Genomic DNA, 18,589 nt, shown 5'->3' with positions numbered 1-18,589 from the left:
CTCGCCGGTCGCTCGATGTCATGATGAGGGCCATGAGCCCCTCGGGACGACCGAGCGGGAGCCATCGGGGAACGGAAGACCAGTCATGACCGAGACCGTGTCGGAGGGCCTGACCGCCCCGACCCCAGCAGGCCGCACCCCGGGCGCGGAAGCCCGCCCAGCGGCATACGTCGACTACGACTTCGCGAAACGGGCCGGGCGGACGATCGTCAAGGCCGGGCCGCAGGTGACGAGCAGCGAGGCCGCCGAGATCGTGGCCGACCTGCGTGCCGCGGCGGCCGAGGCCGTCGAGCCCGTCGCTGCGACGAGCGGGCTGCGCGCCCCCGAGGGGGCCCCGGCGCCTCTCATCGTCGACCGCCCCGGCTGGATCGACGCCAACGTCGACTCGATGCGCGCCCTGCTCGAGCCCGTCGTCGAGAAGATCGCGGCTAAGCGGCCCGGTGCGAGCACGAGCGCCACCGCGGCCGCGATCGGCGGCAAGGTGACGGGCGCCGAGATGGGTGGTCTCCTCGCCTTCCTCTCGAGCAAGATCCTCGGCCAGTACGACCTCGCGCCCGGCGGCACGCCGCGCCTGCTCCTCGTCGCTCCCAACATCGTCGCGACCGAGCGCCGTCTCGAGGTGCGACCGCGCGACTTCCGGCGCTGGGTGGCCATGCACGAGGAGACCCACCGTGTGCAGTTCACGGCGGTGCCGTGGCTGCGCGACCACCTCGTCACGGCCTCGCAGTCCCTCGCCGTCGACCTCGCCCCGACGCCCGAGGACCTCTCGACGCGGCTCGAACAGCTGACGCGCAACCTGCCCGACGCGTTCACCTCGGGCGAGGGCCTCGGACAGCTCCTCGCGACCCCCGAGCAGAAGGCGCGGATCGCCGAGCTGACCGCCGTCATGTCCCTCCTCGAAGGGCACGCCGACGTCGTCATGGACGGCGTCGGCCCCAGTGTCATCCCCACCGTCGACGAGATCCGGCGCAAGTTCGACCAGAGGCGGAGCGGCGCCGTCGGTGTCGACCGGCTCCTGCGCAAGCTGCTCGGCCTCGAGGCCAAGATGCGGCAGTACCGCGACGGCGCGATCTTCGTCCGGGCCGTCACCGACCAGGTGGGCCGCGAGGGGTTCAACGCCGTGTGGACCTCGCCCGAGACGCTGCCCCACGCGGCGGAGATCCTCGAGCCGAGCGCCTGGGTCCGCCGGGTCCACGGCTGACCCCGTGCGCCCCCCGACCGACATGCCCGGACCCGATCCCGCCGTCGCCGCCACGAGACTCGCCGTGCGCGAGCACGTCGCCGACCTCGCCGACGGCAGCCTCGTGCTCGTCGCCTGCTCGGGCGGCGCCGACTCGCTCGCGCTCGCTGCCGCGCTCGCCTTCGAGGCCCCGCGGGCCGGTCTGCGCGCGGGAGCCGTCGTCGTCGACCACGGCCTCCAGGAGGGGTCCGACCTCGTGGCCGAGATGGCCGCCGAGACGTGCCGCGAGCTCGGCCTCGACCCCGTCGAGGTGACGCGCGCCGACGTCCACACCACCGGCGCCGGGCTCGAGGCCGACGCCCGGACCGCGCGCTACGCCGCCATCGAGGCGGTCGCCGCCCGGCTCCACGCCGAGGTCGTCCTCGTCGGGCACACCCGTGACGACCAGGCCGAGCAGGTCCTCCTCGGCCTCTCCCGCGGCTCGGGTGCGCGCTCCCTGTCCGGTATGCCGGCCCGCCGAGGCCGCATCGTCCGCCCGCTCCTCGCCCTCCCGCGCGCCACGACGCGCGCCGCCTGCGAGGCGTACGGCATCGAGCCGTGGGACGACCCCCACAACAGCGACGAGTCGTTCCGGCGGGTGCGGGCGCGCCGGGTGCTCGCCGTGCTCGAGGGCGAGCTCGGCCCGGGCTTCGGCGCGGCGCTCGCGCGGAGCGCCGACCTGCTCCGCGAGGACGCCGACTACCTCGAGCGACTCGCCCACGAGGCGCGGGCGGAGCTCCCCGACGCCGAGGGCCTGCCGGGCGTCGACCTCGACGCCCTGGCGGCCCTGCCCCGGGCGATCCGCACCCGGGTGTGGCGCATCCTCGCCGCCGAGGCCGGCGCTCCGCTCGCCGACGTCAGCGCCGCCCACGTCGAGTCGCTCGACGCGCTCCTCACGTCCTGGCACGGGCAGGGGCCGCTCCACGTCCCCGGCGGCATCGCGGTCGCGCGCGACCGCGGGGCCATCCGTTTCCGGCCCCTCGCGAGTGGGGTTGAATAGACCCGCACGTCCGACCCCCAAGCGGGTCGTCCCCCGCCCGCAGACTCCCTCCGCTGGTCTGCGGGCCGACCCCCGAGGAGCCGCCGTGGACCACGAGCACATGGGAGCTGACCTGGCGCAGGTCCTCCTCACCGAGGAGCAGATCCAGAGCAGGCTCGCCGAGCTCGCCGCCGACATCTGGCAGGACTACGAGGGCAAGGACTTCCTCCTCGTCGGCGTCCTCAAGGGTGCGGTCGTCGTCATGGCCGACCTCATGCGCGCCCTGCCCGGGACCGCGCCGATGGACTGGATGGCCGTCTCGTCCTACGGTTCCGGGACCAAGAGCTCCGGCGTCGTGCGGATCCTCAAGGACCTCGACACCGACATCAGCGGCCGGCACGTGCTGATCGTCGAGGACATCATCGACTCCGGCCTCACGCTCTCGTGGATCAAGTCCAACCTCGAGTCGCGCAACCCGGCCTCGGTCGAGATCTGCACGCTCCTGCGCAAGCCGGACGTGGTCAAGGTCGACATCCCGGTCCGGTACGTCGGCTTCGACATCCCCAACGAGTTCGTCGTCGGCTACGGCCTCGACTACGCCGAGAAGTACCGCAACCTGCGCTGCGTCGGCACCCTCGCCCCGCACGTCTACGCCTGACGAACGTCCGGATCCGTCCCGGTCTGGGTTCGGGTTCCGGTCCCGCGTCCGCGCACTCCACCGCTCTTTCCCCGCCGGGGCGGACTTGTTGTGGTCCCGGCTCGGTTTGGGCCGCATCTCCTCCGCACGGGCGGAGTTGTTGCGGGGCAGGATGGCCCGCATGACCTTCTCGATCGTCGCCCGCCAGGGTGAGGCGTACGGCGTCGCTGTCGCCAGCAAGTTCCTCGCCGTCGGCGCCGTCGTCCCGGCCGCCCGGATCGGGGTCGGCGCCGTGGCCACGCAGTCCTACGCCCGTGTCGCCTACCTCGACGAGCTCATCGGCCGGCTCGCCTCCGGTGAGTCGGCCTCTGGAGCCCTCGCCGCGGCCACCGCCCTCGACCCGGGCCGCGAGACCCGGCAGGTCGGGGTCGTCGGCGCATCGTCGGCGGCGACCTTCACCGGCTCCGAGTGCAACGCCTGGGCCGGGGGCGTGGCGCGCGACGATGGTGACACGGCATACGCCATCCAGGGCAACATCCTCACCGGGCCCGAGGTCGTCGAGGCGATGGAGCGCGCGTGGCTCGCCTCGACCGGCCGGCCGTTCGCTCAGCGGCTCCACGCCGCCCTCGTGGCGGGTGACGCGGCCGGGGGCGACTCCCGGGGGCGCCAGAGCGCCGCGCTGTATGCCGTCGAGCCGGGTTCCGGCTACGACGCGAGCGGGGTGCTCGCGGACCTCCGCGTCGACGACCACGCCGATCCGGTCACCGAGCTCGGGCGCCTGCTCGCCGAGTGGGAGATGTACTTCGGCAAGCCGGAGGACGTCCGGCCGCTGGCGGGCCCGCTCGCCGACGAGGTGCGTGAGCGGCTCGCCCGACTGGGCTTCACCGGCGACGACCCCGCGCACGTCCTGGCGGACTGGGCCGGCAACGCCAACTACGAGGCCCGGCTCAGCCCGGACGGCATCGACGCCCGGGTTCTCGAGGCCCTCCGCGCCGCCACCCCTGACCCCCGCTGACGGCCTCCTGACGCCCCGGTTCGATGTATCCGCGCGAGCCAGGGGGTGCGCCGATACATCGACCGGGCTGGGCCGTTTGCCCGCGAGCGGCGCAGATGCGGAACACTGGGGGTCTACCGGACGTTGTGCCGGTGGACTAACTCGCCGGATGAGCAGGAGGACCGGGGCCGACCGCCCCGCACGTACATGGACGCAAAGCGGATTCTGCGAACCCCCTTGGTGTGGATCTTGCTCCTCATCAGCATGCTCGTCTTCGGGCTGATGTTCTCCGAGTCGGGGGCGCCGCGCATCGACACCTCGGAGGCGATGAAGCAGATCACCTCCGGCAACGTCGAGTCGGCGAAGCTGCTCAACAACGAGAAGATGGAGCTGACCCTCAAGAACGGCTACACCTCGCCCGACGGCCAGGTGAAGGACGCGAAGTCGGTCTACGCCTACTACGTCCAGGCCCGCGGTGCCGACGTCGTCAGCGCGCTCAACAAGGCGGCCCCGCCCAAGGGTGTCGACGACCAGATCGACGAGCCGAGCTGGTTCGGCTCCCTCCTCTTCTCCGTCCTGCCGATCCTCATCATCCTCGGCCTCTTCTGGTTCCTCATGGGCCAGATGCAGGGCGGCGGCAACCGGGTCATGCAGTTCGGCAAGTCGCGGGCCAAGCTCGCGACGAAGGACACCCCGAAGGTGACCTTCGCCGACGTCGCCGGCTGCGACGAGGCGATCGAGGAGCTCCAGGAGATCAAGGAGTTCCTCCAGGAGCCCGCGAAGTTCCTCGCCGTCGGAGCCAAGATCCCCAAGGGTGTCCTGCTCTACGGCCAGCCCGGTACCGGCAAGACCCTCCTCGCTCGCGCGGTCGCCGGTGAGGCCGGCGTGCCGTTCTACTCGATCTCCGGTTCGGACTTCGTCGAGATGTTCGTCGGCGTCGGCGCGAGCCGCGTCCGCGACCTCTTCGAGCAGGCCAAGGCCAACGCGCCCGCCATCGTCTTCGTCGACGAGATCGACGCCGTCGGTCGCCACCGCGGCGCCGGTCTCGGCGGCGGTCACGACGAGCGCGAGCAGACGCTCAACCAGCTGCTCGTCGAGATGGACGGCTTCGACGTCAAGACCAACGTGATCCTCATCGCGGCGACCAACCGGCCCGACATCCTCGACCCCGCCCTGCTGCGCCCCGGACGCTTCGACCGCCAGATCGCCGTCGACGCGCCCGACATGATCGGCCGGCACCGCATCCTCGAGGTCCACGGGCAGGGCAAGCCGATGGCTCCCGACGTGGACCTGCTCGCGGTCGCCCGCCGCACCCCGGGCTTCACCGGTGCCGACCTCGCCAACGTCCTCAACGAGGCCGCGCTGCTCACGGCCCGGAGCGACAAGAAGGTCATCGACAACATCGCCCTCGACGAGGCCATCGACCGCGTCATCGCGGGCCCGCAGAAGCGGACCCGGATCATGTCGGCGAAGGAGCGCAAGATCACGGCCTACCACGAGGGCGGCCACGCCCTCGTCGCCGCGGCGCTCAACCACACCGACCCCGTGACGAAGGTGACGATCCTGCCGCGCGGGCGCGCCCTCGGCTACACGATGGTCATGCCGGTCGACGACAAGTACTCCACGACCCGCAACGAGATCCTCGACCAGCTCGCCTACGCGCTCGGCGGTCGCGTCGCGGAGGAGATCGTCTTCCACGAGCCGACGACCGGCGCGAGCAACGACATCGAGAAGGCCACCGGCATGGCCCGCAAGATGGTCACCGACTTCGGCATGTCCGAGCGCATCGGCGCGATCAAGCTGGGGCAGAGCAACGGCGAGGTCTTCCTCGGGCGCGACATGGGCCACCAGCGCGACTACTCCGAGGAGATCGCGCGGGTCGTCGACGAGGAGGTGCGCGCGCTCATCGAGTCGGCGCACAACGAGGCGTATGCCGCTCTCAACGCCAACCGCGACGTCCTCGACCGGCTCGTCCTCGAGCTCCTCGAGAAGGAGACGCTCAACCAGGCCGAGCTCGCGGCCATCTTCTCCTCGATCGTCAAGCAGCCCGAGCGCCCCACCTGGCTCTCCTCGCAGCTGCGCCAGGTCAGCGACCGCCCGCCGGTCCTCACGCCGGCCGAGATCGCGGCGTCCCAGAACGGTCAGAACGGCCAGAACGGCCACCTGCCGCCGCCGGTTCCCGCCAACCCGGAGGTCGAGGAGAAGATCGACGAGGCGGCGGCGGTCGGGTCGCACCCGCTCGCCGAGGAGCACCCGCCGACGCAGGTCATCGAGGTTCCCGCGGACTGGCCCGTCAACCCGGGCGAGAAGGACTGATCCATGCCGATCGACCACGATCGCGCCGCCGCCGCGGTGCGCGAGCTGCTCCTTGCCGTCGGGGAGGACCCCGAGCGCGAGGGCCTGCAGGACACGCCGCAGCGGGTCGCCCGGGCGTATGCCGAGATCTTCGCCGGGCTCGACATGTCGGCCGCCGACGTGCTCGGGACGACGTTCGAGATCGACCACCAGGAGCTCGTCATCGTGCGTGACATCGAGCTCTACAGCACGTGCGAGCACCACCTCGTGCCCTTCCACGGGGTGGCGCACGTCGGCTACATCCCGGGGAAGGACGGCCGCGTGACCGGCCTGTCCAAGCTCGCCCGGCTCGTCGAGGTCTTCGCCCGTCGGCCGCAGGTCCAGGAGCGGCTCACGACCCAGATCGCCGACGCGCTCGTCGAGCACCTCATGGTGCAGGGGGTCATCGTCGTCGTCCAGGCCGAGCACCTCTGCATGTCGATGCGCGGCATCCGCAAGCCCGGCGCGAGCACGATCACGTCCGCCGTCCGGGGCCAGCTGCGCGACCCCGCCACGCGAGCGGAGGCCATGGCGCTGATGCTCGAGGGGAACAAGTGACCGATCGGGTCTCGCACCGACCCTCCACCCTCCCCTCGACGTTCGAGCGGCTCGGGGCCTCAGCGAGCCGCGTGCCGCGTCTCGTCGCCGGCGTCGTGTATGCCGCCGCGTTCCTCAACATCATCAGCGGCCTCTTCCACTCCTTCCGATCCCGGTTCAGCTGGGTCTCGGACGTGCTGCCGGGGGCCGTGACCAACGCGGCCTCGGCCCTGGTCGTCGTGGCCGGCATCCTCCTGCTCCTCCTCGCCAACGCGCTCCGTCGACGCAAGCACCGGGCCTGGCGGGCCGCCGTCGTCCTCGCCGCCCTGTCGCTGGTGCTCAACGGGCTGCGGCTCCACGTCGCGCTCACCCTCGTGTCGGCGCTCCTGCTCTACCTGCTCGTGCGCTATCGGCGCGAGTTCTACGCGGTGGGCGACCCGACGACGCGGTGGCGAGCCCTCTGGGCCGCGGTCCTGCTCTTCGTCACGAGCACCGCCATCGGGGTCATGCTCGTCGCCGTGTACGACCGTGAGGTCATCGGCGGCTGGCCCGGCCTGTGGCCGACCCTGCAGCACGTCTGGCTCGGGATGGTCGGCATCGAGGGAGACCTGGTGGTCCGCAGCCGCTTCGACGACTACCTGGCAGCGGTCCTGCTCGGCCTCGGGCTCATGACCCTCCTCGTGCCGGTCTTCATGGCCCTGCGCGCACCGCGGCCGCAGCCGGACCTGTCCCCGGAAGACGACGCTCGGCTCCGCTCGCTCCTCGAGCGCTCGCCGGACTCCCTCGGCTACTTCAACCTGCGCCGGGACAAGAGCATCATCTGGTCCGACTCCGGCAAGGCGGCCATCGCCTACCGCGTCGTCGGCGGGGTCATGCTGGCGAGCGGCGACCCGATCGGCGACCCCGAGGCCTGGCCCGGTGCGATCGCCAACTTCCTCGATGAGGCGGAGCGTCACGCGTGGACTCCCGCGGTCCTCGGCTGTTCCGAGCGGGCCGGCACCGCGTGGACCCGGGCGACGGACTTCGCCGCCCTCGAGCTCGGTGACGAGGCCGTCGTCGACGTCGCCTCCTTCTCCCTCGAGGGTCGCGCGATGCGCAACGTCCGCCAGATGGTCGGGCGCGTCCGACGGGCCGGGTACGAGACCGACGTCGTCCGGGTCCGTGACCTCGCGCCGTCCGAGCGCTTCCAGCTGCTCGCCGACGCTGCGGCGTGGCGGGGGAGCGAGACCGAACGGGGCTTCTCGATGGCGCTCGGTCGCGTCGCCGACGACCTCGACCCCGACGCCGTCGTCGTCATCGCGACGTGCGACGGTGTCGTGCGGGGCTTCCTCCAGTTCGTCCCCTGGGGGCGCGACGGAATCTCGCTCGACGTGATGCGTCGCGACCGCGGGGCCGAGGCGGGCGTCAACGAGCTGCTCATCGTGTCCGCCCTCGAGGCGTGCCGTGACCTCGGCGTCTCCCGCGTCTCGCTGAACTTCGCGGCCTTCCGGACGATCTTCGAGCGGGGCGAGCGGCTCGGGGCCGGCCCGATCACGCGCTTCATGCGCTCGGTGCTCGTCTTCGCGTCGCGGTGGTTCCAGCTCGAGTCGCTCTACCGGTTCAACGCGAAGTTCCAGCCGGCCTGGGTCTCCCGGTTCCTCGTCTACCCGGGTGGATCGCTCCCGCGGGTGGCGCTGGCCTCGCTCGAGGCCGAGGCCTTCCTCACGTGGCCGAAGATGCGGATTCTCGGCGTCACCGACCATGCCTGATCGCGTGACCGCCCGGGGCGGCCGGGTGGCAGGATGAGCGACATGCGCGCCACCGCCACCGAGCTCGTCGCCCAGCAGGATCGGACGCTCGTCATGGGGGTCGTCAACGTCACGCCCGACTCCTTCTCCGACGGTGGCGAGTGGTTCGAGCCGCAGGCCGCCATCGACCACGGTCTCGAGGTGGTCGCCGCGGGGGCCGACATCGTCGACGTTGGCGGCGAGTCGACCCGCCCGGGCGCAGAGCGTCCGTCGGTCGAGGAGGAGCTCCGACGGGTGCTTCCCGTGGTCACGGCGCTCGCGGCCGCGGGCGCCGTCGTCTCGATCGACACGATGCGTGCCGTCGTGGCCCGGGCCGCGGTCGAGGCCGGGGCCGCGATCGTCAACGACGTCTCGGGAGGCCTGGCCGATCCCGAGATGGTCCCGTGGGTCGCGTCCGACCGACTCCCCTTCATCGCCATGCACTGGCGCGGCCACAGCACCGACATGCAGTCCCGCGCCGTCTACGCCGACGTCGTCGACGACGTATGCCGTGAGCTCGCCGCGCGCCGCGACGCCCTCGTCGAGGGTGGCATCGATCCGGACCTCCTCGTGCTCGACCCGGGACTCGGCTTCGCGAAGACCGCGGAGCACAACTGGTCGCTCATGGCCGCTCTCCCCAGCCTGCACGAGCTCGGGCAGCCGATCCTGCTCGGCGCGTCACGCAAGGCCTTCCTCGGCCGACTCGGCCGTGAGCCGGGGGACACGCCGAGGCCCGCAGCCCAGCGCGACGTCGAGACGACGGCGACCTCTGTCATGGCCGCGATGGCCGGGCTCTGGTGCGTCCGCGTCCATGACGTCTCCTCGACGGTCCGCGCCCTCGCCGTCGTCCAGGCTGCACTCGACCACGCCCCCGAGGAAGAGGCCTGATGACCGACCGGATCGTGCTCCAGGGCGTCTCGGCGAGAGGGACCCACGGTGTCCTGGACTTCGAGAAGCGCGACGGCCAGACGTTCGTCGTCGACGTGACGATGACGCTCGACCTCGCCCCAGCCGGCCGCAGCGACGACCTCGCCCGGACGGTCAACTACGCCGCGGTCGCCGACGCGGTCGTCGCCCGGATCAGCGGCCCCTCCTTCGACCTCATCGAACGGCTGGCCGAGGTCATCGCCGACGACGTCCTCACCCATGACCGCGTCGATGCCGTCGAGGTCGTCGTCCACAAGCCCGAGGCCCCGGTGGGGCACCCGTTCACCGACGTCCAGGTCCGGATCGTGCGAACCGGCGCCCCCCAGGTCGTCATCGCCCTCGGCTCCAACCTCGGCGACCGGGGGCAGACCCTGGCGGCCGCTGTCGACGAGCTCCGCTCGAAGGCCGGCATCACCGTCACCTCCGTCTCGCCGATCGTCGAGACCGATCCCGTCGGTGGGCCCGAGCAACCGCCCTACCTCAACGCCGTGGTCGTCGGGCGCAGCGACCTCCCGCCTCGCCATCTGCTCGACACCCTCCACTCCATCGAGGCGAGCCACGGCCGCACCCGTGAGGTCCGCTGGGGCGCAAGGACCCTCGACCTCGACCTCATCGCCTATGGCGCGCCCGGGAGCCGCCACGAGGTCGTCAGCGACGACCCCGAGCTGACCCTCCCGCACCCCCGTGCCCGCGAACGTGCGTTCGTCCTCGTCCCGTGGGAGGCCGCCGACGCGAGGGCGCGGCTGCGCGTGGGAGTGGGGGACGGCGGCATACGACCGGTGTCAGAGCTGCTCGCCGGGGTCGATCGGTCAGGGGTCCGTCCCGGCCCGGATTGGGGGAACGCGTGAGACCGCACTCCGGGGTGCGCGTCAGCGCGCTCGTCCTCACCGCCCTCGCGACGGCCACCCTTGCGTGGCTCGCGCTGCGATGGGTCACCTCGGGCGGCGCAGCCGTGCCCCCGCTGGGCTGGATCGGGCTCGTCGTCATGGTCTTCCTCGGCGGTGCCCTGCTCGTTGCGGGCTGGCAGGTGCGCAAGGTGCGTGACGGCCAGCGGGTGGCGTCGGTGACGCCGTTGCGCGCGGCCCGCACCCTCGTGCTCGCCCAGGCCGGCGCCTTCACGGGTTCGGTGCTCGTCGGCTGGTACGTCGCCAACATCCTTGTCCTGCTGCCGGACGCCGACGTCGACTCCCAGCGCGCGCGGATCTGGCCCTTCCTCATTCATGCGGTCGTCGCCGCCCTCCTCGCCGGCGCGGGCATGCTCGTGCAGCGCTGGTGCCGCGTGCGGCCACGCGACGACGAGGGCGACGAGCATGAGCCGCCGACCAACGGGACGGCCCGTCGCTGACGCTCACCTCGTCCGCGCCGCGCCGCCCCTCACGGTGCCGCGCTCGTCGAGGTCGTCCTGCCAGGAGAGCTGCCGGGCGTTCGGCCCGTGGGCCTCCTGTTCGACGGAGACGTCGTCCGGGTGGTTGTCGGCGCGGTCGTCGACGTCGCCGTCACCTCAGGCACCCCCTGGGGGCCGTCGAGGCTCGACGTCCGGCTGGGTCGAGGCGGCGGGATCGTGTCGACGACATCCTCGTCGGAGCAGGCCGCCGCGAGGGTCACGCAGGCCGTGATGACCGTTACTGCAGCAGCCCGGACCCAGGAGGCCCGGCTCACGGGTGCGATCACTTGTCGACGTCCCCGACGACGAAGAACATCGAGCCGAGGATCGCGACCATGTCGGCGATGAGCTGGCCGGGCAGCATCTCGGTCAGCACGGAGATGTTGTTGAACGACGCCGAGCGCAGCTTGAGACGCCACGGCGTCTTCTCGCCGCGCGACACGAGGAAGTAGCCGTTGAAGCCGAGGGGGTTCTCGGTCGCGCAGTAGATCTGGCCCTCGGGGACCTTGAGGACCTTGGGCAGCTTGACGTTGATCGGCCCGCTCGGCAGGGCGACGAGGCGGTCGAGGCTCGCCTCGGCGAGGTCGAGGCTGACGTGCGTCTGCTCGAGGAGGACCTCGAGGCGCGCGAGGCAGTCGCCCTCGTTGCGCGTGACGACGCGGCCCGGGCCGCCGGGGCGGAAGAGCTCGCCGTAGCCGAGGTAGGGAGCGTCGCGTCGCAGGTCGACGTCGAGCCCGCTGGCACGGGCGATCGGGCCCGAGACGCCGAACGCCTCGGCGGTGGCCCGGGGGAGGATCCCGACCCCACGGGTCCGTGCCTCGAGGATCTCGTTGCCGACGAGGAGACGCTCGAGGTCGGGAAGGCGCCCCCGAACGTTGTCGATCGCCCGTCCGGCGCGCCCGAGCCAGCCCGCGGGGAGGTCCTCCTTGAGGCCGCCGACCCGGTTGAACATGTAGTGCATGCGGCCGCCGGAGATCTCCTCCATGACGGCCTGGAGCTCCTCCCGCTCGCGGAAGGCGTGGAACACCGGGGTGATCGCGCCGAGCTCGAGCGGGTAGGACCCGAGGAACATGAGGTGGTTGAGGACCCGGTTGAGCTCGGCGAGCGCGGTCCGCGCCCAGACGGCCCGCTCGGGCACCTCCATGCCGAGCATCTGCTCGACGCCGAGGACGACGCCGAGCTCGTTGGAGAACGCCGAGAGCCAGTCGTGGCGGTTGGCGAGCACGATGATCTGGCGGTAGTCGCGCACCTCGAAGAGCTTCTCGGCGCCCCGGTGCATGTAGCCGATGATCGGCTCCGCGCGCACGATCCGCTCGCCGTCGACGACGATGCGCAGGCGCAGCACCCCGTGGGTCGCCGGGTGCTGCGGTCCGATGTTGAGCACCATGTCGGCGGTCGCGAGGCCACCGGCACCCACCCCGACCGTCAGGGCCCGTTCGCGGCCGGTCGATCGTGCGGCCCTCGTCTCGGTCATGGGGTCGAGTATGCCGTGTGGCTGCGTCCGGTTGGTATGCAGCGTGGTCGACGGGCGTGGGGTCGATGTCCGTGGGCGGTCTGTGGGTGCCCTGTGGTCGAATTGTCCGATGCGCGAACGTCTCACCCGGCTCCTTCCCCCCAGCCCGCTCGCGAGGCGCCTCAGCGCACAGTCGATCCTCTTCGCCATCGGTGAGGGCCTCTTCCTCACCGGCAACGCCGTCTTCTTCACCCACGTCGTCGGCCTCACCGCCGCCCAGGTGGGCCTTGGCCTGACGATCGCCGGCGTCATGACCTTCTGCTTCGCCGTGCCGCTCGGGCGGCTCGCCGACCGGCTCGGTGCGAAGCGGGTCTGGGCGGTCGGGGCCGGCGTCGAGGCGGCGGTCTACCTGCTCTACCCGGCGATCCACGGGTTCGTCGCCTACGTCGCGGTCATCACGGCCATCGAGCTCGTCGGGGCTGCCGCGGGGGCCGGCCGCGGCGCCTACACCCTCGACGTCTTCAGCCGCGAGGAGCGAGTGCGCTCGCTCGCCTTCATGCGCAGCGCCCTCAACATCGGGTTCACCGTCGGCGCGCTGATCGGTGGCCTCGCGCTCGCGACCAACCGCGACGACGTCATCCGGGCGGCGCCGCTCCTCACCGCGGCGATCCTCGGGGTCAACGCGCTGCTCATCTCGCGGCTGCCCGATGCGGTCGCCGGGGGCGACGGGGTCGCGGCCCTGGAGGAGGTCGAGGCGGTTGCGACGCCAGGTGCCGCCGAGGTCATCGGGGACGAGCATCGTGAGGGGCACGGCGAGCGTCTCGGGACGACGGAGGACGATGTCACCGGTCAGAGGGCCGGGGCGCTGCGCAATGTCGGCTATCTCGGCATGAAGGTGTGCCAGGGAGTCCTGGGGACCAACCAGGTGCTCCTCAACGTCGTCATCCCCCTGTGGCTGGTGCAGGAGACCGACGCGCCCCGCGTGCTTCTCGCGTGGCTCTTCGGCACCAACACCGTCCTCGCGGTGCTCCTGCAGGTCTCGGCGGCCCGGGGTGCCGACACGGTGCCCGGCGCTCTCCGGGCCAGCAGGATCAGCAGCGCGTTCTTCGTGCTCTCCTGCCTCATCGTCGCGGTGACGCACGACACGGTCGGCTGGGTCACTGTCGTGCTCGTGTGGGTCGGCCACGTCACGGTCACGGGGGCCGAGCTCTTCCAGTCCGCGGCCGACTGGGGGCTCACCGCGGAGCTGTCCGACCCCGACCGTCGGGGCGAGTACCAGGGCGCCGGACGCCTCGGGCACACGGTGGGTGGCGTGTGGGCCCCCGCCGCCTACACGTTCCTTGCGATGGAGTGGGGCGCCGTGGGGTGGACCGTCATCGCCGCGATCGTCGTCGCGGCCGTGGTGGCCCTCCCTCCGGCGGCCCGGATGGCGCAGCGGCACCTGGAGGGGCAGCTCGCCGTGGCGCCGGCCGCCTCCGTGGCAGTGCAGTCATGAGCCCGGCGGTCGACCCGGGTTCGCGTGGCCCGCGGCGTCAGGCGCCGTCCGCCGGGTCGTAGCGCTCGAGGTAGCCGGCGCCGACGAGGTCGTCGACGAAGGCCCGGACATCGGCGTCGACATCGGCGGCGCTGACGTCAGCGAGCAGGTCTGCGACGCGCTCGGACAACGTGTCCTCGACTCCGTCCTCGGCTGCCTCCCAGATCATCGAGGCGGTGCCGGCGAGCTTGATCAGTGGCCCGTTGGGCAGCAGGGCCACGTAGTGCGACCCGATACCCGAGTCGGGCAGTCCCGGCATCGTGGCCACATTGCCCGCGCGGCGGAGGCGGGTCGTCACCCTTGACCTCGCCTCGAGCGCCAGGCGCGCCATGACTGGGCCACACCTCGAACGGGACGAGCGAAGAACTCGACAGCGATCTCGGGACCGCTGGGCTGGTGGCCCCTCAGCATCGCGAGATGGTCGGTGTTGACGAGGATGGACCGGAGGGCGAGCGAGGCCGCTTCGCGGCGGCTCGGAGCCGCCTTGATGCGGGCGCGCCATTCCTGGAAGCGGGTGCCACCCCGGAGCGACACCGCCCAGAGGTCGTACTCGCGCGCACCGCGATGCTCATCGAGGGTGCCCGTTGCCGCCGCGAAGGCGACGCCCGCGTCGAGCTCGTCGACCAGGGTGCGAACCGCAGCCCGTTGGTCGGCCCCGGCGTCGCCCCAGGCCGATCTGATGTCGTCGGCGCTTCGCGGGCTACCGCCTTCGCGCGCGGCGTGGAGCAGCAGCACGAGAGCCTGACCGGGCAGGCTCGGCACTGCGCAAGGGACGTCCGCGATGGTCGTCTGCCCGTGGTCGGCCCAAAGGCGCTCGAAGGCCGCGTCCGGGTCGATCCCGATGCCGGGGAAGAGCCGGTGGATGTCGGCATACCCCCAGAGATGGTGCCAGAGCGTCGCCGAGTGCTCGAACGCCGAGCTGTTCTCGAAGCGAGAGTGGAGCTCCCAGCCGCTGCGCTGCAAGGCCTCGACGAGAGCCTGTGCATTCGACGCCCTGACGAGGACATCCGCGTCGGTGCCCTCTCGCCCCTCCCAGGTGAGACTCGGATCGAGGGCGGGCCCCTTGATGTGCAGGACGTCGATGCCGCACGCCTGGGCGACGTGCTGGACCGCCGCGTGCGACATGGCAACACGCACGACGAGGGGGACGCCGGCGGTTGTCTTCGTCACGGGTGAATGCTACTCACAGGGCCAGTCACAAGGCGCGCACGAGCTCGGATACCGGGCTCGGTCGGCCCCAGGCGATGACGCCGGCCTCCCGCAGTCCGGCCACCGTCTCGTCGATGATCCGACCGGCTTCAGGATGACTGCCGTGGAGCTCCTCGACGGTCGCGCCGATCTCTGCGAGCGTCGGGGCGTCCCGGCAGGCCTGCCAGATGGTCAGACCGAGGCCGCCCACCCGGATCGGCACGTCGTCGACCATGATCACCAGTTCGTTGCCCACGAGGACAGCATCGGTGTGCGGCTTCAACCGGACGCGGTTGTCGAGGATGGCCCACGCCATCGAGCCGTCCGTTGGCACGTCCTCGGTGAAGGGCTCCCAGCTCGGGCCAGGTGTCTCGCCGTTCGCCTGCGAGAGGAAGGTCTGGAGCAGCTCGGTCGCGTCGCTGATCTCCGTGTAGACAAGCCGGAACACGCCACCGCAGCCGGCGAGGAGCTCGCACGCGGTCTGGAGCGGTCGTTCGAGCCTGCTCAGCGACGACGTCTGCGGGATCAGGGCGAGCAGGCCGTCGACGAAGGGGAGTGGCTCGAGCCGTGGGGACCCCTCGTGGCCGCCCCCTCGCTCCAGCAGCACGACGCGTCGGAGGTGGAGCGGCTCGGGGGGGACCGGAAGTCCGAGCTCGTCGGGACCGTGCTGCCTCTTGGGGCCCCCGGCGGCTTCGTCGTCGACGACGGAAAGCGGCTTGGGGTAGGCCAGCACGGCGCCGGAGGGGGCGACAGCCACGGTCTCGTCAGTGACATAGCCGAGTCCGGACCGGCTGAGGGTGAGCGCTGCGGTCGTCTTGCCGGAGCCCGAGCGCGCGACCATGGCGAGGACGTTGCCTTCGGCGTCGGAGAGGCCGCACGCGTGGAGCATGAGGTGGCTGCCGCGCCGGGCGAGGATGCCATTCATCGTCAGCTCGGAGGCCAAGGCGTACCCGGCCTCCTGGTCGGAGTACCCGTCCGAGATGTGGACGTCCTCGGCGTCTGCTGCGGCTGCATCATCGACCACACAGCGGGACCATTCCCGCGCGAGCATCGTTCGCTGCCTCTCGTCGACGGCGTGAATCGTGTGGACCACACCCAGGACCTCGACGTGGAGCGGCTCGACTCCGACGTGGACCTCGACGTCCGTGCTCATGCTGTCCTTTCGGGCTGCGGGGGCCGGAGACGCGTCCACCCCCTGCCCGGCAGGACAGGGGGTGGACGGCCGGCCGTGGTCGGTCAGCAGCTGTAGTTGGGGTGCGGGTAGTCCGGCACACCGATCTGCTGGCACGGCGGAATGCTGCTCACGTCGATGGCGGCGTCGAAGTGCTGCGTCTGGCCGTTCGAGTCCGTGTAGTCGTAACCGACCTTCAGCGTGCCGTTCGCCGAGTTGGCCGTCAGGTCGGAGTCGACGACGACGCAGACGCTGCTGTGCGCAGCGACGTCGAACGGAGCCGGCAGCGTGCTGAAGGTGACGTTCTGGCCCGACGTCGGGATGAGCACGATGCTCGTGATGGTCACGGTCGTCGTGGTGCCACCGTTGTTCTTGACCGTGAGGTTGAAGTGGTAGTGCTTCGGGTTGCCGGGGTGCTTGCACGCCAGGCCGACGCCGATGGTCACGATGGGCGTGGCGGCCATGGCCGGTGCGGCGCTGGCCACCACGATCGCCGGGACGGTCCACGCCGCGCCGGCAACAACGGTGCGTCGCGACACACCGTTCTTGAGAGAGTCCTGCATGATTTCCCGCCCCTAAAGAAGTATGTGTCTGGAGTCCAGACCCGTGCGGAGCACGCTAGCAGATCGTGCAGCTGCGGCGAGTCAGGCTTGCCTGTGGTGAGATGGGTGTGTTGTACCGGGGTCACAGCCCCGAGCCGTGCCCACGGTGGAGTTTGGCACGGGGCCCCTCATCGCGGGTAGGGATTCTGGCACGATGGTTGATTTGTCCGGTAACGATGTGGTCACAGATCCCTATCCGCACCTCGCGGAGGCGCGTGCCCGCGGCCCGGTCGTCTGGGACGAGGCACTCCAGCGCTACGTGACGACGACGCACGCCGCCGCCAACGACGCCCTCCGCGACCGCCGGCTCGGCCGGATCATCGTGCCCCGGTCCGCGCCGGGTGCCGGCCCCGAGGACCCGTGGACCGTCTTCGACTGGCTCCACGCCGACTCGATCCTCGACTCCGAGCCGCCGAAGCACACGCGCCTGCGCCGGCTCGTCGCCGGTGCCTTCGCCCGCGGGCACGTCGCACGCCTGCGACCACGTGTCGTGGAGATCGCCGAGCGCCTCCTCGACACCCTCGAGGCGCGACTCGACGCCGACGGCAGCGTCGACGTCATCGAGACCTTTGCCGAGCCGCTCCCGGTGCTCGTCATCTGCGAGCTCCTCGGCGCGCCCACCGACGACTGGAGGCAGCTGCGCGACTGGTCGCAGGCCATCGTCGCGATGTACGAGCTCTCGCCGAGCCCGGCCGCGCAGGAGGCGGCGCAGCGAGCGTGTGCCGACTTCGCGGCATACGTCGAGGCGCTCGCGACCGCGCGAGCCTCGAGACCCGGCGACGACCTGCTCACGTCGCTCGTCGAGGCTCGCGACGGCTCAGACCGGCTCTCCCCGCGCGAGCTCGTCGCAACCGTCGTGCTCCTGCTCAACGCGGGCCACGAGGCGAGCGTCAACGGTTTCGGCAACGGCCTCGCCTCCCTCCTTGCGCAACCGGACGAGCGGGACCGCGTCCTCACCCGTCTCGACGACGACGCCGCGGTCGAGCGGCTCGTCGAGGAGGTGCTCCGGCACGACTCGCCCCTCCAGCTCTTCGAGCGGACCGCGACGGCCGACGTCGAGCTGCACGGCGTGACGGTCCGCCGGGGCCAGAAGGTCGCCGTGCTGCTCGGGGCGGCCAACCGCGACCCCGAGGTCTTTGCCGAGCCCGACGCCTTCCGGGCCGATCGCGACCCCAACCCGCACCTCGCCTTCGGCGCCGGACTGCATTTCTGCCTCGGCGCCCCGCTGGCTCGGATGGAGCTCCAGGTCAGCCTCCGGGCCCTGCTGCGGCGCGTCGGGCCGGTCGAGGTCGTCGAGGCCGTGCGTCGACCGACGTTCGTGCTGCGGGGCTACGAGCGCCTCAGCGTCGGACGCGCGTGAAGACGTAGGCGCCGATCCCGAGCAGCACGAGTGTGCTGACGATCGTGAGCATGATCGGGACGAACTGCGAGTCCTTGGCGCCGGCAGCCGGGTCCTCCGCGTCGACGTGGACCGTCGGGTGGCCGCTCGCGGTCGAGCCGTCGAGGCCCACGCGCGCGTAGAAGTGGAAGGTGCCGGTGACGGGGTGGCCGTCGCTCGAGGTGACCCGGTAGCCGACGGTGTAGTCGCCGCCCGGTGCGGCCGGGCTGATCGGCTGGACCACGTCGAGGCCGGAGACGGTCGCGGTTCCCTCGCTGACCTTGCCCGTCGGTCCCGTCACGACGACCTGGAGCCCGACGGCGAGCGGCGCCTCGGCGAACGTCAGCGTCACCGTGCCGGGCAGCTGCTCGAGAACCGACCCGTCGCTCGGCGTCGTCTTCTCGACCACGTCGTGGGCCACGGCGGACGCGGGAAGGGCGACGACGAGGCCGAGGGCGAGCAGGAGGGAGACGAGCCGGTGCATGA

General features: G+C 71.7%; 18 protein-coding genes. 12 read left to right on the top strand and 6 right to left on the bottom strand.

The genetic code is table 11. From position 1 onward, the window contains the following. Window positions 1-85 precede the first annotated feature (85 nt). The 10 genes from N865_RS00350 (at window position 86) to N865_RS00305 (ending at window position 10,738) form a co-directional block, all read left to right on the top strand. Entirely contained in the window at window positions 86-1,201 is a 1,116-nt protein-coding gene (locus N865_RS00350; protein WP_034800304.1) for a zinc-dependent metalloprotease, read from the top strand. 22 nt (window positions 1,202-1,223) lie between these two features. After that, on the top strand, window positions 1,224-2,219 hold the full coding sequence (gene tilS / locus N865_RS00345) for a tRNA lysidine(34) synthetase TilS (protein ID WP_034800473.1): 996 nt from the start codon (window positions 1,224-1,226) through the stop codon (window positions 2,217-2,219). 85 nt (window positions 2,220-2,304) lie between these two features. Further along, entirely contained in the window at window positions 2,305-2,856 is a 552-nt protein-coding gene (gene hpt, locus N865_RS00340) for a hypoxanthine phosphoribosyltransferase (protein WP_034800303.1), read from the top strand. 160 nt (window positions 2,857-3,016) lie between these two features. Next, window positions 3,017-3,850 (top strand): DUF1028 domain-containing protein, encoded by an 834-nt coding sequence (locus N865_RS00335; RefSeq protein WP_034800301.1) that lies wholly within the window; start codon window positions 3,017-3,019, stop codon window positions 3,848-3,850. 186 nt (window positions 3,851-4,036) lie between these two features. Then, window positions 4,037-6,145 carry an ATP-dependent zinc metalloprotease FtsH gene (gene ftsH / locus N865_RS00330; protein WP_034800300.1) on the top strand — a complete coding sequence of 703 codons (2,109 nt, stop codon included), beginning with the start codon at window positions 4,037-4,039 and terminating at the stop codon, window positions 6,143-6,145. Between the two features lie 3 nt (window positions 6,146-6,148). Further along, window positions 6,149-6,721 (top strand): GTP cyclohydrolase I FolE, encoded by a 573-nt coding sequence (gene folE, locus N865_RS00325; protein WP_034800299.1) that lies wholly within the window; start codon window positions 6,149-6,151, stop codon window positions 6,719-6,721. Beyond that, window positions 6,718-8,448 (top strand): phosphatidylglycerol lysyltransferase domain-containing protein, encoded by a 1,731-nt coding sequence (locus N865_RS00320; RefSeq protein ID WP_051509716.1) that lies wholly within the window; start codon window positions 6,718-6,720, stop codon window positions 8,446-8,448. Before folE ends, N865_RS00320 begins: the two co-directional genes overlap by 4 nt. A gap of 42 nt (window positions 8,449-8,490) precedes the next feature. Beyond that, window positions 8,491-9,354, top strand: a complete 864-nt coding sequence (gene folP, locus N865_RS00315) for a dihydropteroate synthase (protein WP_245603609.1) — start codon at window positions 8,491-8,493, stop codon at window positions 9,352-9,354. Continuing rightward, the gene (folK, locus tag N865_RS00310) at window positions 9,354-10,241 is read left to right on the top strand and encodes a 2-amino-4-hydroxy-6-hydroxymethyldihydropteridine diphosphokinase (RefSeq protein ID WP_034800296.1); all 888 of its coding nucleotides are present in this window, start codon (window positions 9,354-9,356) and stop codon (window positions 10,239-10,241) included. The genes folP and folK overlap by 1 nt, the downstream gene beginning before the upstream one ends. Then, complete coding sequence (locus N865_RS00305; RefSeq protein ID WP_034800295.1) at window positions 10,238-10,738, top strand: DUF3180 domain-containing protein; 501 nt, start codon at window positions 10,238-10,240, stop codon at window positions 10,736-10,738. The genes folK and N865_RS00305 overlap by 4 nt, the downstream gene beginning before the upstream one ends. Before the next feature lie 322 nt (window positions 10,739-11,060). Here the strand turns inward: N865_RS00305 and N865_RS00300 are convergent, their stop codons facing one another. Next, window positions 11,061-12,251, bottom strand: coding sequence for an NADH-quinone oxidoreductase subunit D (locus N865_RS00300; RefSeq protein WP_034800293.1), 1,191 nt, complete (start codon window positions 12,249-12,251; stop codon window positions 11,061-11,063). Between the two features lie 109 nt (window positions 12,252-12,360). Here N865_RS00300 and N865_RS00295 point away from each other — a divergent pair, with 109 nt between their 5' ends. Continuing rightward, window positions 12,361-13,725, top strand: coding sequence for an MFS transporter (locus tag N865_RS00295; RefSeq protein ID WP_034800291.1), 1,365 nt, complete (start codon window positions 12,361-12,363; stop codon window positions 13,723-13,725). 37 nt (window positions 13,726-13,762) lie between these two features. On the opposite strand, the gene N865_RS22925 is transcribed toward N865_RS00295, so the two are convergent. The 4 genes from N865_RS22925 to N865_RS00275 all read right to left on the bottom strand — a co-directional run bounded on the left by N865_RS22925 (window position 13,763) and on the right by N865_RS00275 (window position 16,686). Next, window positions 13,763-14,062 (bottom strand): PqqD family protein, encoded by a 300-nt coding sequence (locus N865_RS22925; protein ID WP_034800289.1) that lies wholly within the window; start codon window positions 14,060-14,062, stop codon window positions 13,763-13,765. After that, window positions 14,059-14,934, bottom strand: coding sequence for a nucleotidyltransferase family protein (locus N865_RS00285; RefSeq protein ID WP_051509713.1), 876 nt, complete (start codon window positions 14,932-14,934; stop codon window positions 14,059-14,061). The genes N865_RS22925 and N865_RS00285 overlap by 4 nt, the downstream gene beginning before the upstream one ends. A gap of 25 nt (window positions 14,935-14,959) precedes the next feature. After that, entirely contained in the window at window positions 14,960-16,105 is a 1,146-nt protein-coding gene (locus N865_RS21425) for a hypothetical protein (RefSeq protein WP_051509709.1), read from the bottom strand. A gap of 83 nt (window positions 16,106-16,188) precedes the next feature. Then, on the bottom strand, window positions 16,189-16,686 hold the full coding sequence (locus N865_RS00275) for a hypothetical protein (RefSeq protein ID WP_034800287.1): 498 nt from the start codon (window positions 16,684-16,686) through the stop codon (window positions 16,189-16,191). Window positions 16,687-16,903: 217 nt separating this feature from the next. Between N865_RS00275 and N865_RS00270 the strand changes: the two genes are divergently transcribed. Then, window positions 16,904-18,085: a cytochrome P450 gene (locus N865_RS00270; protein ID WP_245603608.1), complete on the top strand. Its 1,182-nt coding sequence runs from the start codon at window positions 16,904-16,906 to the stop codon at window positions 18,083-18,085. On the opposite strand, the gene N865_RS00265 is transcribed toward N865_RS00270, so the two are convergent. Then, window positions 18,066-18,587: a copper resistance CopC family protein gene (locus N865_RS00265; protein ID WP_034800285.1), complete on the bottom strand. Its 522-nt coding sequence runs from the start codon at window positions 18,585-18,587 to the stop codon at window positions 18,066-18,068. The genes N865_RS00270 and N865_RS00265 overlap by 20 nt on opposite strands. Window positions 18,588-18,589 lie beyond the last annotated feature (2 nt).

This window comes from Intrasporangium oryzae NRRL B-24470, from assembly GCF_000576595.1.
In the GTDB taxonomy this organism is placed as follows: Bacteria; Actinomycetota; Actinomycetes; order Actinomycetales; family Dermatophilaceae; genus Intrasporangium_C; species Intrasporangium_C oryzae.
This window is presented reverse-complemented; position numbering and strand designations above follow the sequence as displayed.

What these genes read in the sequence shown, in the direction of transcription:
- folK (WP_034800296.1), top strand. Translation starts at nt 9,354, where the DNA reads ATGACCGACCGGATCGTGCTCCAGGGCGTCTCGGCGAGAGGGACCCAC.
- N865_RS00295 (WP_034800291.1), top strand. Translation starts at nt 12,361, where the DNA reads ATGCGCGAACGTCTCACCCGGCTCCTTCCCCCCAGCCCGCTCGCGAGG.
- folE (WP_034800299.1), top strand. Translation starts at nt 6,149, where the DNA reads ATGCCGATCGACCACGATCGCGCCGCCGCCGCGGTGCGCGAGCTGCTC.
- tilS (WP_034800473.1), top strand. Translation starts at nt 1,224, where the DNA reads ATGCCCGGACCCGATCCCGCCGTCGCCGCCACGAGACTCGCCGTGCGC.
- N865_RS00265 (WP_034800285.1), bottom strand. Translation starts at nt 18,587, where the DNA reads ATGCACCGGCTCGTCTCCCTCCTGCTCGCCCTCGGCCTCGTCGTCGCC.
- N865_RS00350 (WP_034800304.1), top strand. Translation starts at nt 86, where the DNA reads ATGACCGAGACCGTGTCGGAGGGCCTGACCGCCCCGACCCCAGCAGGC.
- N865_RS00275 (WP_034800287.1), bottom strand. Translation starts at nt 16,686, where the DNA reads ATGCAGGACTCTCTCAAGAACGGTGTGTCGCGACGCACCGTTGTTGCC.
- folP (WP_245603609.1), top strand. Translation starts at nt 8,491, where the DNA reads ATGCGCGCCACCGCCACCGAGCTCGTCGCCCAGCAGGATCGGACGCTC.
- N865_RS00300 (WP_034800293.1), bottom strand. Translation starts at nt 12,251, where the DNA reads ATGACCGAGACGAGGGCCGCACGATCGACCGGCCGCGAACGGGCCCTG.
- N865_RS21425 (WP_051509709.1), bottom strand. Translation starts at nt 16,105, where the DNA reads ATGAGCACGGACGTCGAGGTCCACGTCGGAGTCGAGCCGCTCCACGTC.
- ftsH (WP_034800300.1), top strand. Translation starts at nt 4,037, where the DNA reads ATGGACGCAAAGCGGATTCTGCGAACCCCCTTGGTGTGGATCTTGCTC.
- N865_RS00335 (WP_034800301.1), top strand. Translation starts at nt 3,017, where the DNA reads ATGACCTTCTCGATCGTCGCCCGCCAGGGTGAGGCGTACGGCGTCGCT.